At 59.0% G+C, this 15065-nt stretch carries 9 protein-coding genes; 6 read left to right on the forward strand and 3 right to left on the reverse strand.

Translation table 11 applies throughout. The annotated features are described in order from the left end of the window. The first annotated feature begins 166 nt into the window (after positions 1 to 166). Genes BLW70_RS27835 through BLW70_RS27860 form a run of 6 tightly spaced genes read left to right on the forward strand, consistent with a single transcriptional unit; the run spans position 167 to position 6880 of the window. A complete protein-coding gene (locus tag BLW70_RS27835; RefSeq protein ID WP_074879531.1) occupies positions 167 to 892 on the forward strand; it encodes an RDD family protein in 726 nt (241 codons plus the stop codon). Further along, on the forward strand, positions 889 to 1866 hold the full coding sequence (locus BLW70_RS27840) for a stage II sporulation protein M (protein WP_074880843.1): 978 nt from the start codon (positions 889 to 891) through the stop codon (positions 1864 to 1866). Before BLW70_RS27835 ends, BLW70_RS27840 begins: the two co-directional genes overlap by 4 nt. After that, positions 1853 to 3397, forward strand: coding sequence for a DUF4129 domain-containing protein (locus tag BLW70_RS27845; protein WP_074879534.1), 1545 nt, complete (start codon positions 1853 to 1855; stop codon positions 3395 to 3397). The genes BLW70_RS27840 and BLW70_RS27845 overlap by 14 nt, the downstream gene beginning before the upstream one ends. Beyond that, positions 3394 to 4557 carry a DUF4350 domain-containing protein gene (locus tag BLW70_RS27850; RefSeq protein WP_074879537.1) on the forward strand — a complete coding sequence of 388 codons (1164 nt, stop codon included), beginning with the start codon at positions 3394 to 3396 and terminating at the stop codon, positions 4555 to 4557. The genes BLW70_RS27845 and BLW70_RS27850 overlap by 4 nt, the downstream gene beginning before the upstream one ends. Further along, positions 4554 to 5552 carry an AAA family ATPase gene (locus BLW70_RS27855; protein ID WP_074879540.1) on the forward strand — a complete coding sequence of 333 codons (999 nt, stop codon included), beginning with the start codon at positions 4554 to 4556 and terminating at the stop codon, positions 5550 to 5552. Before BLW70_RS27850 ends, BLW70_RS27855 begins: the two co-directional genes overlap by 4 nt. After that, entirely contained in the window at positions 5549 to 6880 is a 1332-nt protein-coding gene (locus BLW70_RS27860; protein WP_074879543.1) for a DUF58 domain-containing protein, read from the forward strand. Before BLW70_RS27855 ends, BLW70_RS27860 begins: the two co-directional genes overlap by 4 nt. 22 nt (positions 6881 to 6902) lie before the next feature. On the opposite strand, the gene BLW70_RS27865 is transcribed toward BLW70_RS27860, so the two are convergent. From BLW70_RS27865 to BLW70_RS27870, 3 genes are read right to left on the reverse strand one after another with little or no spacing between them, the layout of a single operon-like run. Further along, entirely contained in the window at positions 6903 to 10943 is a 4041-nt protein-coding gene (locus BLW70_RS27865; RefSeq protein ID WP_074879547.1) for an Ig-like domain-containing protein, read from the reverse strand. After that, positions 10936 to 11508, reverse strand: coding sequence for a Tc toxin subunit A-related protein (locus BLW70_RS31380; RefSeq protein ID WP_328586410.1), 573 nt, complete (start codon positions 11506 to 11508; stop codon positions 10936 to 10938). Before BLW70_RS31380 ends, BLW70_RS27865 begins: the two co-directional genes overlap by 8 nt. Then, the gene (locus BLW70_RS27870) at positions 11496 to 15014 is read right to left on the reverse strand and encodes a Tc toxin subunit A-related protein (protein WP_328586411.1); all 3519 of its coding nucleotides are present in this window, start codon (positions 15012 to 15014) and stop codon (positions 11496 to 11498) included. The genes BLW70_RS31380 and BLW70_RS27870 overlap by 13 nt, the downstream gene beginning before the upstream one ends. Between the last annotated feature and the right edge of the window lie 51 nt (positions 15015 to 15065).

Below are 15065 nucleotides of genomic sequence, written 5' to 3' on the forward strand. Positions count from 1 at the left end.
AAGATCGGCGAAGTCTAGGCGTTCACATCCCGCCCCGGCCAGTAATCTTGTCATTCAATCACCTCTGGCCACGTGCCGTGCAATACATAGTTATGTCGTTTTCCCTCGAGAGGCTGCTAGCATCGGACGGACATCGAATCCCGAACAGGCCACATCAAGGTTGCCCATGCTCGAGACCACAGCACTGCCAAGGAACGCGACGCTGTCCCCGCCACTGGATACGCGGTATCAAGTCGAAACGCCGGAAGGCATCGACCTGCCACTGCGCCCGGCCGGGTTGATGGTTCGTGCGCTGGCGTTCGCCATCGATCTCGGGCTGCGCGGGTTGATCGTCGGCCTGCTGTTTATTGTCCTGGCGTTCCTCGGGAAACTCGGTGCAGGACTCGGCTCGATTCTGTTGTTCGTGGTGAGCTGGTGGTACATGGTGCTGTTCGAAGTGCTCAACCAGGGTCGTTCGCCAGGCAAGCAATGGATGGGCCTGCGGGTGGTGCAGGACGATGGCACGCCGATCGGCTGGTCTGCTTCGCTGCTGCGCAACCTGCTGCGATTTGTCGACATGCTGCCGTTCGGCTATTTCCTCGGGGCCGTCAGTTGCCTGCAACATCCCACCTTCAAACGCCTCGGCGATCTGGCCGCCGGCACGCTGGTGATCTACCGCGAACAACCGCTCGCCCGACCACAACTGCCCGCCGTCCAGCCCCGGCGCCCGGCCTTTGCGCTGACGCTGACCGAACAGCGCGCCATCCTCGGTTTTGCCGAGCGCCAGGGTGAACTCTCTGAAGCACGGGTCAAAGAACTGGCGGCGATACTCGCGCAACCGTTGCAGGTGTCGGCACCAGGGGCCGTGGACGAACTCAATGGCATCGCCCGCGGCTTGTTGGGCCCCACATGAAGCAAAGCCTTTTTGAAAGTCGCCACAAGGCCGAATGGGCGCAATTTACCCTCGTGCTTGAACAGCTGGAGCAAGGCAAGCAAGCACAGCAAGTCGCCAATTTCCCCAGTGATTATCGTCGTCTCTGCCAGCATCTGGCGCTGGCCCAGGAACGGGGTTACAGCAGCTTCCTGATCGATTCATTACAGCAACAAGTGTTGCGCGGGCATCAACAGCTTTATCGCCACCGCAGTCGACTGGGTGCCAACGTGCTGGGCTTCCTCCTGGCTGACTTCCCGCGATTGGTGCGCGAACAGTGGCGTTTCGTGCTCGCCGCCAGCCTGATGTTTTTTGGCAGCCTGATTGGCTTCGCGTTGCTGGTGTATCTGTTCCCCGACCTGGTCTACAACCTGATCCCGGCCGAGCAGGTCAGTGAGATGCAAGGCATGTACGACCCCGAGGCCGGTCACCTGGGGCGTTCGGCAGAACGGGCGGCCAGTGAAGACTGGGTGATGTTCGGTTACTACATCATGCACAACATCGGCATCGCCTTTCAGACCTTCGCCAGCGGCTTGCTGTTTGGCCTGGGCAGCGCGTTTTTCCTGTTCTTCAACGGTTTGATGATTGGTGCGGTGGCCGGGCACCTGACGCACATCGGCTACGGGCAAACGTTCTGGCCATTCGTGGTTGGCCACGGCGCCTTCGAACTGAGTGCCATCGCCCTGGCCGGTGCCGCCGGCCTGCAACTGGGTTGGGCGTTGATCGCACCGGGGCGCCTGCCTCGCTCCGAAGCCCTGCGATTGGCGGCCCGCAAAAGCGTGCTGCTGATTTGCGGGGTCATGCTGTTTCTGCTGATTGCGGCGTTTATCGAGGCTTACTGGTCGTCCACGATCGGGGTCGCGCCCATGACCAAATACCTGGTCGGTGCAGCGCTCTGGTTGTTGGTGGCGACTTACCTGCTGTTTGCCGGACGGACCCGCCATGCGCCTGAGTGACGCCACAGCTGTCATCCGCCCGCGCACCACCTGGGAAGCCATGGACCTGGGCGTCCTGCTGAGCCAACGACACCGGCGTCTGCTGATGACCAGTTGGGCCCTCGTGACCTTGCCGGTTTTCGCCCTGCTCAGTTGGGTGCTATGGGATTCGCCCTCCCTCGCCGTGTTTATTTTCTGGTGGCTGAAACCGGCGTTCGACCGCCTGCCGCTGTACATCCTGTCCAAAGCCATGTTTGGCGAAACGCCCACCCTGAAACAGACGTTGCGCCAATTTCCGCGGCTGCTGCAACCGCAGCTGCTGGTGAGCCTGACCTGGCGGCGCCTGAGCCTGAGTCGCAGTTTCCTGATGCCGGTGGTGCAACTTGAAGGGCTCAGTGGTGAGCCACGCCAACAACGTTTGCAGGTGCTGTTGCAGCGCGACGCCGGTGCCGCGCGTTGGCTGACCATCATCGGCGTACACCTGGAAACCGCGCTGTGGATCGGTCTGATGGTGCTGTTCTACATGTTCTTGCCGCAACAGGTCGAACTCGACTGGAGCTGGCAGACCTTGATCACCGCCGCCACACAGGACTGGCGATGGCTGGAACACCTGACCAACGCCTTTTACGCACTGGTGCTGATTGTCTGGGAACCGGTGTATGTCGCCTGCGGCTTCAGCCTTTATCTGAACCGGCGCACGGTGCTGGAGGCCTGGGATATCGAGCTGGTGTTCCGCCGCATGCGCCAACGCTTGAGCAGCGCCGCCGTCCCCCTGCTGCTGGCAGCATTCCTGTTGATGCCGACAGCACAAACCGTGTGGGCCGCCGAGCCAGTCATTTCACCCGACAGCCCACGCCTGCTGGACCAGCCACTGACCAGTCAGGCATCCCGCAACAGCATCAAGGCGATCCTCGATCAGCCTCCGTTCAAGAACAAGGAGTCCGTCACGCGCTATCGGTTTGGCGAGGACCAACCCGCCGCCGATACGGCGGACGATGACCCAACAACCGAATGGCTGGAGGCGCTGCTCAAGCTTCTGGACAACCAACGCTTCGGCGCAACGGCCACGCTGATCGAAGTGGTGTTGTGGGCGGTCGTGATCGGTGCCATCGGTTTATTGATCTGGCATTACCGTGACTGGATGCAAGCTTTCGTCAGGCGTCGACCGGCCTTGAACAGCAAGGTCACGCGGCCGTTACCGCAACAGGCTTTCGGCCTGGACCTCAACCGCGAAACCCTGCCCGCCGACATCGCCGCCAGCGCCGAACGTCTCTGGCAAACCCAACCTCGCGAGGCTCTCGGATTGCTCTATCGCGGTCTGCTCAGCCATTTGCTGCACGACTTCGACCTGTTGCTCAAACCCGCCGACACCGAAGGCGAAGTTCTTCAGCGCATCGAACACCTGCACCAACCTGCCTTGCTGGCCTTCAGTAAAAGCCTGACCGGGCACTGGCAGAACATGGCCTACGGGCATCGCCTGCCTCCCGCACATTTGCAACAGGAACTCTGTGACGGCTGGCGGGCGTTGTTCGGCCCGGGAGCGTTGCATTGAACCGGCGACACTGGCTGGCGGTCGGCGTGTTCATCGCCGTGCTATTGGGCGCGCTGAGTGTTTATCTGTACGTCAAGGCGACGCCCTATCAGGCAGACATCGATCACGGCCCCTCGCCCGAAGCCCAGGCCAATCCCTATCTCGCTGCCGAATATTTCCTGCGCAAACAGGGCCTGACGGTGAACCACGCCAACGGCCTCGATATCCTGCCCACCCTGGAGCCACATCAGCACAGCCTGTTATTGCTCGGGGAGCGCGACAACATGACACCGCGCCAGGTCGATCAGCTGCTGAACTGGACCCGGGCCGGCGGGCGTCTTTTGTTTGTTGCCCAGTCCCTGTGGGATGAAAAAACCGGCCAAAGCAACGACCTGTTGCTCGACCGGGTGCAACTGCACCAGTCGCTGAGCAAAGACCTCAAGGACCCGCCGCACACTATCGATGACGATCCTTATCCCAAGCTGACCAAGTTGTATCTGGAAGACGAAAACGCGCCGGCCTACGCCGGTTTCGATACCGCATTCCATCTCGAAGACCCGAAAAACCTCGCGCAAGCCTGGGCCAACAGCGGCAAGGCCACGCACATGATGCAGCTCAATCACGGGCTTGGTTCGATCATCGTGGTCACCGACGCCGACCTGTGGAAAACCCCGGCCATCGACCAGTACGACAACGCCTGGCTGCTCTGGTACCTGACCGCGGACACGAACGTGACCCTGCTGTTCAACACCGATCACGACAGTCTGCCGACCTTGCTCCTGCGCTATTTCCCTCAAGCATTGGTCGCCCTTTTTGCCCTTATCGGCCTTGGCTTCTGGCACGTCGGCGTGCGCCAGGGTCCGCTGCTGGAACCAGCCCCGAGAGCCCGCCGTCAACTTCAGGAACACCTACGCGCCAGCGCCGATTTCATGTTGCGCCGCAACGGTCAGCAGCACCTGTTGCACGCCTTGCAGCACGACATCTTGCGTCGTGTGCGGCGCCGTCATCCCGGTTTCGAACAACTCGGCGTTGCCGAACAATGGCTGGTGCTCGCACGCCTGACCGGCCAACCCACACGCGCTATCAGCCAGGCCATGAGCCCGCGACCGAAACAGCGGCTGTCCAGCGCTGAATTCAGCCGTCAGGTCGCCCACCTGCAAACCTTGAGGAATGCCTTATGAGTGAGATCGAGCCCGGCACACTGAACCACGCTGCGCAGCAACGCCAGCGCGCCAGCCAGTTGGCCCAGGCGGTAAGAACTGAACTGCAAAAAGCCGTGATCGGCCAGAACAGCGTGATCGACGATGTGCTCACCGCCCTGATCGCTGGCGGCCATGTGCTGCTCGAAGGGGTGCCGGGGTTGGGCAAGACGTTGCTGGTACGCGCCCTCGCCCGCTGCTTCGGCGGCGAGTTCGCACGTATCCAGTTCACCCCGGACCTGATGCCCAGCGATGTCACCGGGCATGCGGTGTACGACATGCAAACCGAGCAATTCAAACTGCGCAAAGGGCCGTTGTTCACCAACCTGTTGCTGGCCGACGAGATCAATCGCGCCCCGGCGAAAACCCAGGCCGCACTGCTCGAAGCCATGCAGGAACGCCAAGTCACCCTCGAAGGCCGCGCCCTGCCGATTGCGCAACCGTTCATGGTGCTCGCCACGCAAAACCCCATCGAACAGGAAGGCACTTACCCGTTGCCGGAAGCCGAGCTCGATCGCTTCATGCTCAAGGTGCGCATGGACTACCCCGACGCCGATCAGGAACTGAACATGGTGCGCCAGGTCAGCCGCTCGACCCGTGCCGACATGCTCGATGTGCAGCCGTTGCGCACCGTCCTGCAAGCCAAGGATGTGCTGGCTTTGCAGCGCATCGCCAGCGACTTGCCGCTGGACGATCAGGTGCTCGATTACGCCGTGCGCCTGGCCCGCACCACGCGCACGTGGCCGGGGTTGACCCTCGGCGCCGGGCCTCGGGCGTCCATCGCGCTGGTACGTTGCGCCCGCGCCCGCGCCTTGTTGCGTGGCGGCGAATTTGTGATTCCCGATGACATCAAGGGCTGCGCGCTGTCGGTACTGCGCCACCGGGTGCGCATTGCCCCGGAGCTGGACATCGAAGGGCTGGAGGTCGATCAAGTGCTCAAGCAACTGCTCGATCAAGTGCCGGCGCCACGCCTGTGAAACCCTCGCGCCTGCTGCTGATCTGGCTCACAGTGTTGCTGGCCATCGGCATCGTGCTGGGCACATTGCGGGCATTGGACATCGAGGTTCCATCAAGCCTGTTGTCGATCCACTGGGGATTGTTATTGGCACTGCTGGCCCTGGCGATACTCGACGCCGTCCGTCTCAAACGACTGCCCTCGCTCCGACTCCACCGACAAATGCCCGGCAGCCTTGCACTCGGTCGATGGGGTGAAGTGCGACTGGAGGTCGAGCATGATTTTGCCCAACCACTGAACATACAGATTTTCGACCATGTGCCGCACGGCCTGAGCTTCGAAAACCTGCCCCTGTCGGTCGAACTGCAACCCAGCCAGCACAGCCAGATCGGCTATCGGCTACGCCCGCTAAAACGCGGTCATTTCACCTTCGAACACTGCGAAATCAACCTGCCGAGCCCATTGGGCCTGTGGTCTGACAAACGCCTGCTCAACGTGACCGATAACGCCCGCGTCTACCCCGACTTCGCCCGCCTCTACGGCGGCCAATTATTGGCGGTGGACAACTGGCTCAGCCAACTCGGCGTACGCCAACGCCAGCGTCGCGGTCTGGGCCTGGAATTTCATCAACTGCGTGAATTTCGCGAGGGCGACAGCCTGCGCCAGATCGACTGGAAAGCCACCGCCCGCCAGCGCACTCCAATTGCCCGCGAGTATCAGGACGAACGCGACCAGCAGATCATCTTCATGCTCGATTGCGGCCGCCGCATGCGCAGCCAGGATGATGAACTGTCGCACTTCGACCATGCGCTCAATGCCTGCCTGCTGCTCAGCTACGTCGCCCTGCGCCAAGGCGATGCGGTAGGCCTGAGCACCTTCGCCAGTGACCGACCGCATTACCTCGCGCCGGTCAAAGGCACCGAGCAACTCAAGGTCTTGCTCAACGCTGTCTATGACCTCAACAGCATCCAGCGCCCAGCCGATTATCAGGCCGCCGCCAACCAACTGCTGGCCCGACAAAAACGCCGGGCGCTGGTGGTGCTGGTGACTAACTTGCGGGATGAAGATGATGAAGAACTGCTCAACGCCGTCAAACGTCTGGGCAAGCAGCATCGAGTGTTGGTGGCGAGCCTGCGCGAAGACTTGCTCGACACGCTGCGACACACACCGGTGCAGACCTTGCAGGAGGCGCTGGCCTACTGCGGGACGGTGGATTATTTGAATGAACGGGCGGAACTCCATGAGCGGTTGAGTGCTCATGGGGTTCAGATGCTGGACGCTCGGCCCGGGGAGTTGGGGGCTGAGTTGGTGACGCGGTATTTGAGCTGGAAAAGAGCCGGGATGCTGTAGTGTCTTCTTACATATTTAAACGTTAACGGGGAATAACCGAGACTATCAATAACTTGGTGTCAATTGGCGTGCCATGCAGGTCGCGGACCTGCGCCTCGATTCTCATGTCGCCAACGACGTCGGCGGAAAGATTTTTATAAGTCAAACCGTCTGTGTTGGTTTTCGTCGGTAAGCCTTGCTCAATACCACCTTTAAACCAAAATACCTCTACGCCATCAACAGGTTTGTCAGTTGCTGAAGAAACGATAATGGCATATGCGTACACCGTTCCCCCAACCGTCACAACGTCACCACCGTTTGACACCAGTCGCCGCACCTGAAGACTATCCAATGTAACGACCAATAACTTCGCATCCCAACCACCGATTCCGCCCTCTACAACAGCCTCCAGCAAGCCTTGTTTTACGAAGGGAAGTTTGAACGTTGCACCGGCGATACCATTCGAGTTTGTCTTGCTCGGGGCTATCGATACACCCGGAAAATCCCACTTCACCCATACATCCGGCAATGGCTCGCCTGTCCTGGCGGAAACGATGGTGGCTAGCGCAGAGAACTCTTGTTCTGGATAACCCGGAGGCCCTACGCTAATTAGTTCTTTTACTTTGCGAGGTTCGTTCAGCGTAAAGCTCAAGGAAACGGAATCCGAATTCAGCTCACTCCCCACCGTCGCGGTCAGCTCAGCCACACCGGGCATGATTGGAACAAAGCGCACTTTCGCCACACCGTAAAAGTCTGTCACAGAGGTCGCAATCCCGAGGTCGGGACTGCGCCAGGTCACCGTCACCCCTACCATTGGCTTGCCACTGATGGTCGATACCACACTTACCTTTTCGACAAGTTCCTGCCCCCAGTCCAGTGTCTGTTTAACACTGTTGCTCGCGGTAATTTTCAGCACCTGAGAGCCTTCGCCCAAGGACATCGCGTTTGCCGGAGACAAGCTTGCCAGCCGCTGCGATGACAGGCGCAACGCAAAACTGCCGTCCTTCAGATCGCCCACCTTGAATAAGTATTGCAACCCCACTCCTTCGTAGAACGTTCGTGGCACCCCAAGCCCGTCCGACAAAAAGCTGATACCCAGTTCGGAAGGTCCGGTTCCGGTCATTCCGAGCGTCAATTCATGATCAAACAGTGGGCTCTTGCTTGGTGCCATCAGATCGACCGTGTGCTCTCCCTTACGGCGCGGAAAGTAGGTTTTTTGGCCCCATGGCTGGAACGGTTGCTTGTCAAAACTGACCATCACCCCTTCCCACGGATCGCTCGCCAGCGCGGTGGCCGTCATGGTGCGTTTCTCTGAATAACCGTCGTAAGGACTCTCCACCAACGCCTCCACCTCATGTTCAGAATGAGCATCAGCGGGTGCAAAGGCAAAGCCGGACCAGCCATAAGCATCGGTTTTCACCACGCTCGGAATGTCCGATGCAGACCAGGTCACCGGCACCTCATCCACGGCGTGACCGGTGAAATGGGAGAACACCTGAACCCACATCCACGCAGGATCCTGCCCCACGACCGGATTCACCGGCGATTCGCGCCACGCTCCAATCCTGACTTTGTTATGCGCCAGCGCCATCGGCTTTGCAGTAGCGGCAAAGTCCAGCTGAGGCAATGCCAACGTCAGGGCAAACTCGCCCGGTTGCACACTTTCAGTAAAATCCAGCTTCCAGATCGCGCCTCCGTCGCTGATGACCTGAGGAAGGTTCAAATCAGGTTCGACGGTTGCCCCCAGTTTTTCTCCCGTCCATGTCAACGTTGACATCAACCCCACCAGCGGGCTCAGCGCATTGGGCAATACGCTAAAGCGGTGGCAGGCTTCCAGACAGGGATGGAGCATTTCCCCGTCCAGCGCTGCCGGTATCTGATCGAGCATCAGGCTTAATTCTTCTGCCAGATCTACCGATACCAATCGCCCAGACAGTTCTCGAACGGTTGTAATGCCGTCCAGGCGTAGCTCCAGCTCAAACAGACTGCTGATGCTGTTATTCGCCTGTGAGACGAGTTTCCATTCCGCACCTGTTGCCTTTAGAAGCTTGGGCGTCCCTAAATCACTGGGCACCAGCCCGATATTCGGTGCCGCACCGCGCCAGTGCAAACTGATGCTTTTACCAATCCACCCACTGCCGGTGACAGGCACAACCTTCAAGGTATGTGTTTGACCACGTCGGCAGAGCACGCCGAGCGTAGCCCGATCGACTTCCATCCCGTCCAGGAAGATCCTGACCTCTCTTTTCCAGGGACTGGTCTCAATAGCCTTCACCTCGAAAACATGCGGCTCAACCGCAACGGCCTCCGCGTGGGCCTTGATGCTGGCCGTGACAATCAGATCCCCGGCGCTATTGGGCGTATACAGCAAACTGGCCCAGCCACCAGCCCCGGTAACAGTAGGAACAGTTCCAAGGGGAGTCTTCCAGTCGACCAATGCATTGACCACCGCACCACCATCACGGCTGGCAATGACATGCACCACCTGCACCCGCAACAACACACTTTCCTGTTCATCCACCACTGGAGACTTGTTGGCTTCACGCACCTCACCGACCTTGACCAGATTGCGCGCCAGCGACATGCGTTTTTTCGGCGAAGGCAGCAGCAGTTTCGAGCAGGCCAGCGACAGATCGAACCGGCCGTCCAGTCGGTCTTCGCTCGTCAAGGTCCATACCGAATCAGTGCCAGTAACCGGCACCGGGTGCTCTAGCGCCGGACTGACGGCAACCCCCAGTTGCACATGGGAGTCACCGCTCCAATGCAACGACAACTGCGTCTCCAACAATGGACTGCCCGAAGTCAGTCTTACGTGGACGGGATAATCCGACCTCCGATTGGGGTAACCGGTTTTTTCCTCCCAGCGCGTCTCAACCCCATCGGCGACCGCCATTACGTCCTTCCACGGGTCCGTCTCCAACACTCGGACCGCAAATGTTTGAGTCACGACACCCGCGACGTAATACAGACTCTCAACCGATGCCTCTATGTCGAATTCGCCTTGCTCCGTCGGCTGATAGTCAAAGTACGCCCAGCCTTCATCATTGGTAACGACGGCCGCTCTCACCCCTTGTCCCGCAAGCGTCCAGTTCACCGTCCGCCCGCTGAGAGACTGCGCGGTGTAATAAGACGCCACCTTGACCCCCAGACGAACACTCTGACCGTATTCAAGCACCGGATAATAGGCCGCCTCGATCGCCTCTCTGAACACCAACCGATGATGCCCGAGGGATACGTTTACCGGGTAAGGCTCGGCGGTGTACTGGTTATGCAGCTTCATCGAGAAGAAGTAGGGCCCCTCATCCCCGATCCACGGGCAATCAAGTTGCCATTGATCCTCAAGCGGGTGATCCACGCCCCAGGCAGGCTTCGCGACAATTGCACCTATCGGGTTATCGTCGCTGGTCAACGCGGCTTTGGTACCCAGCCAGGCGTTGCCCGGCGCGAGGTCGAATTTCAGCCCGTGAGCAAAGCTCTCAGATGCCCCCAGGCATAAGTGCAAAGTCTGCGACGGTGACACCTGCTCCTCATCAAGCGTCAGCCGTTGCATCACCGCCGGCTCCAGATGCAATTGAAGCTTGATCCGGGTAATACACACCCGCGACCAGTCGTCCCCAATCTCGTTGGCCGGGCTGAACACGCTGACGGTGATGGTGTCTTGACTGTGGAACGGCAGATCCAGGTCGACTTCGTACTCGATCGGATTGAACTCCTGCGACTGCCCACTCTTCAGACGCGCCTGATCCTCCTCCAGATCCCGGAGTTTACCCGGCCGCAACAGGATCTCCAGTTCATCTGCCCCCCCCTCGATACCGATGACCAGCCTGCCCGCTTCGGTATGCAGCATCTCGCACAGAAAACTGATGACATACCGAGCTTGAGCGCCAGGGTCTTGGGGAATCTTCAGCGCCTGGCTGACTGAACCCTGATTACCGGCCTCCAGTAACCGAATCGGGACACCCTCATAGGTTACGCCCACCGTAGTACACCAGCCGACCGGTCCCCCTTCCCAGTGGTTGAGGTATTTCTCGAAATCACCATTGAGCACAAGGTTCTCATTGGCCAGGACAATCGGTTCATTCATGGCTGCCAGCTCCTTTGGTATTGGGTGTATTGGCAATCGTCTCGGCTCTGGTCACCAAGTCTTCCACGGTTCGAATGAAGGTCGGCTCCCCGGCTTTGGCCGTGTAGCGGACGCGCACAATGACGTCTGTCAAAGAAGCGAGCAGGGAGGACTGCGGTTCTTTTTTCGGCCAAGGGAAGTGCACCCTCCACTGAGAGACCACCCCGGTGTTTTCGAAGGGGTTGAGCAAACCTTCATCGGGTTTCATCGCCGACAAGCCGTTGTCTGCAATGCCCATCGACAACGCTATTTGCTGACCGCTGCGCAGATTGATTTGCACGTCGGATGGAGCCACAGCGCCATCCGGCTTGTGCAAATACCTCACCGACGCTGTCGATGCCTTGGTTGCCGTCATGCTGCTGATCTGCAACAAGGTGGCCCGCACGTCCTGGTAAGGCCCGATCAGCACCGGCAAATCGACCTCGACCGAGCTGATTTGCCGGCAGAAATGCCCTGGATAGTCACGATCAAAAAGCAATTGCGTGAGCCTGAACTCCAATGTTCCTTTACTCGTCAACCGATCCAACGCCTCCTGCCAGGTGGTACCCCCGGCTGCGGCTCGATCGTGTCCTCGAACAATTGCCGAAGCGAAACGGTTTTGACCAGTTCCAGCCGCCGCTCATACCGTTTCGAATACTCACATTCCATGCGCAGCAAATAAGAGCGCAGGTGGTCGCCTGCGGTCAGACCGTGGCGGTTGTCCAGCCAGACTTGGGGCAATGAAATCTGAGAATCGTAATCGCCTGTTTCGGCGCTCAGCGACGCCTGGGCGCTGAGGCACAAGCTGACAACCGCATCGTACGCCTGGTAGTGCAACGCCTTGAACTGGCCGAGCAACCAGCCGAACAGTTCAGCATTGGTCGCACGCTTCTTGAGGAAGTTGTAAACCGTCAACGATTGACTATTGGCCTTCAGGGTTTGCTCCAGGCTGGTTTGCGCAGCCTGTACGGCGTAGTTCTGGGCGACGATTTGCGCATCAATTGCGCGGACTTCCGCCGACGCCTGATCGCGTTGCAACTGCCAATCCTCGCGGCGACGACGGTAGCCTTCGGTGGCGGCCTGTTTGTCTGCGTCCATTTGCACCACCGACGAGCCGACGCCCAATCCGAAGACAACCGCATCAGCAATTTTATCGAGGCGATGCCCGCCATTCGCCAAACCGAAAACATTAGGCAAAGAGGCAAGCACCGCGCCGGCGGGTTTGATGCTTGCGGCGGCCAACGACAATTGTTTTGACAGATACAGATTTTCCATGACCTCGTATTCAACCGCCGACACATTCTCGTCATAGCGTTGTGCATAGTTATCAGCCCGTTCCTGCGCGACTGCCCGGCTTTGCTCCAGCGCTGTTACGTTCGCTCGCATCTGGGCGATGGCTTGCTCCTGTACGGTCTTGGCATAGTTTCCAAGCTCTACCAAATGGGTTTGCTGCATTTCTTCCTGTTCGGCGCGATCCCGTTGTTCAAGCAGGCGCAACACCTGATTGCCGTACTCCTGCAGGACCTGCACTGCACGCAACGCGACCTCGAACGTCACGCGCCAACGGAATGCACCGACCACCAGGCGCCCACCCATCGGTCTTGGTCCGCCCACGCCTCCAGACGCGAGATCCCGCAACAGTTGATTCGGATCCGTGGGTGGGCTGAAGAGCGGTATATCCAGCGGTTTGCCATCCAGGGTCAGATTGTGGCGCAGGTTATGCAAACGTTGATTCGGCAAGTCATACAGTGCAAGCAACTGCTCATTGATCGGACAGGTGAACGGTTCGTTTGCCAGTAGCCCGAGTTCGAGCGGCGCCTCGGTGGCGACGGGAAAATCCGCCAGGCTGTACTCGAAGGTTTTTTCGAACCGCTCGAGCGCCGGTCGTGAAGTACTGTTGTTTAACAGATTGCTCAGCGTGTCTGCTTGCCAACGGTTCGCCGTTCGCACCAACGGCGGTTGGCCCATCAGGAATTCAGCCTGGACATAGCACAGCTTTGCCGCCACCAGGCTATCGCGGGTGAGTTGTCGGTAGTACCAGTCCCCCCAGGCCACCAGATTCTTGACGTACTCCGTGAACACCAGAACCTTGAAGTGATAAGGCGCGGAATAGCCAATGGCGTCCGGATCGGTCGGGGCTCGGGTTTCAAAGCCCACATTGCCTTCGGCGTTCAATGGACGGCAGCGCCAATACGCGGGTTTTGGATTCGGCCGTAGGGGGGTTTCCGGATCCGCTGGCGCCTGCGGATCAAACAGGTAATGCAGCCATTTTTGCGCCTCCAGGTAACGATCCTCTGCCCGTAGACGCGTCGCGATCAGATGAGGCAAATGGAAAAACAGCTCCCAGAAAAACAATCCGTTGGCGCCGTTGAACGCACCGTTCGGCTCGTTGAAAGACGCTGAAGCCGGAGGTGGTTCTTGCAGAAACTGTGTGTCCCAATCCAGTACGGCATCGACGGAAATGTTCGAACGCTGCACCAGTTCCGGGCCGAACAGTGAGTTCAGACGGGTGAATTTTAGCGTCAGGTTTGACGCTCTCAGATCTAGAAACTGTGCCGCATCGCGGCTGTTCTTGTGCAACTTTGGTGCAATGAAGTCCGTCACGTTGATGATCGTCAACTCAAACTTCATGCGTCCTGGGGAAGTGCCTGCTGCCCCGCCAAAGAAAAAAGTGGACGGCTGCGGCCATGTACCTTTATCGCGACTGAAGGTCTGCCAATCAGTGCTCCAACCGCCAGCTATCGGGAAGGGTTTTTTAATTGGCGCCGGATCTGAACCGTCACGACCTTCTAACGTCAGATCCAGCTCGACGTTGCCGCCGGGCAGCCCTGTAGGCCTGCAAATGCCCCGGACGAAAAGAACATCTTTGTCACCTTGGCGAAACGCCAGGGCCTGCAGATCCAGGTAAGGCGTCAAGGTGCCCGCTGTCACGACAGTGGGCACAACGCTCGGCTGATTCATCAGCGGATGCTGAACCGTCTCGGCAGCGATAAAGCGATGCTGTGCCGCGTAATTCAGCCAGCGGCCATCATCGCCGGTCAATGGTCGTAACAGCACATCACGCACTACGTACTCGTTGAGGGTAGTGCCATTAGTCAACAAGACGCCAAGCTTGCCTTTGGGGTTTTGATAATCAGCCCAAACGGTGGCAATCAGCCGAGCGCCTGCAGAGAAGTCATCGAGAGGGTTGGAACTGTGCAGGCTCAACGGCGCCAACCATTGGCCATTCTGCGCCATGAAAGCCACGTTGATGTCCAGTTGATGCGGCAAAAACTTGTCAGGTTCCTGCCCCGCCACCTTGTCGCGCCACTCGGCCCACACCAGGCACAAGCGCCCGTTCCAGAACACCGGACGCATGTCCAGCACCTTCGCCCCCACGGGAACATCCGCCAGCTGCCACTCCCCCCATGCCGCCGGATTGATGGCGATATCGGCTGTCGAGAGTTCCACCTCGGCCTTGCGCCAGAAGTACCGTGGGGCAGACGAACGCTCGCGACCGACAAAGTAATAATCGGCACGCGTGGGCGAAGCTCCATCCATGTAGCTGCTGATCACATCCAGGTTGCAGGTCTGCTCGAACGTTTGCAGGTACTCCCCCAAAGCGCGCTGAACGGAGTCGCTGTTCAACTGGGTCTGGTTCAGGTTGTTTTCAAGGGTTTTGAACAGGCTGGTCTTGCGCTGCCGCACAAAAGGGTTAATGAAGTTTTCCGGATAAAGTGCTATCAGCTGTAGCGCTGCCCAATCCGGGTAATTGCTGTAAAGCTCCCAGGTGGCCAGATCCCGCTTGTCGAATTCAATCGTCTCATAGCCCGGTTCGAGCTTGCGGTACGCGGCATGAATGAACTGCTGGGCACAGCTCGTCGCTTCGGCGACCCAGGAACTCTGAACCGGGTAGCTGTCCAGCGGGTCCATGCGCAGCAATTCGAACAGGTCTGCCGGGGTTCGCAAGAAGTAGTACGGGGCCTCACCTTTTTTGCCGACTTGCCCGATGCAGTACTCGACCAACGCATTACGTCGTTTTTCGAGCAATCCAGCCATATTGTTCAGTGCCATGATCTTTCCTCCAGAGGGTTTGAACCGGGAACACACGACCAGCCATCGAGG

The organism is Pseudomonas frederiksbergensis (assembly GCF_900105495.1).
Classification (GTDB): domain Bacteria; phylum Pseudomonadota; class Gammaproteobacteria; order Pseudomonadales; family Pseudomonadaceae; genus Aquipseudomonas; species Aquipseudomonas frederiksbergensis.

Excerpts from the sequence above, each read along its gene's own strand:
- BLW70_RS27865 (WP_074879547.1), bottom strand. The coding sequence starts at position 10,943 with ATGAATGAACCGATTGTCCTGGCCAATGAGAACCTTGTGCTCAATGGT.
- BLW70_RS27870 (WP_328586411.1), bottom strand. The coding sequence starts at position 15,014 with ATGGCACTGAACAATATGGCTGGATTGCTCGAAAAACGACGTAATGCG.
- BLW70_RS27835 (WP_074879531.1), top strand. The coding sequence starts at position 167 with ATGCTCGAGACCACAGCACTGCCAAGGAACGCGACGCTGTCCCCGCCA.
- BLW70_RS27840 (WP_074880843.1), top strand. The coding sequence starts at position 889 with ATGAAGCAAAGCCTTTTTGAAAGTCGCCACAAGGCCGAATGGGCGCAA.
- BLW70_RS27855 (WP_074879540.1), top strand. The coding sequence starts at position 4,554 with ATGAGTGAGATCGAGCCCGGCACACTGAACCACGCTGCGCAGCAACGC.
- BLW70_RS27845 (WP_074879534.1), top strand. The coding sequence starts at position 1,853 with ATGCGCCTGAGTGACGCCACAGCTGTCATCCGCCCGCGCACCACCTGG.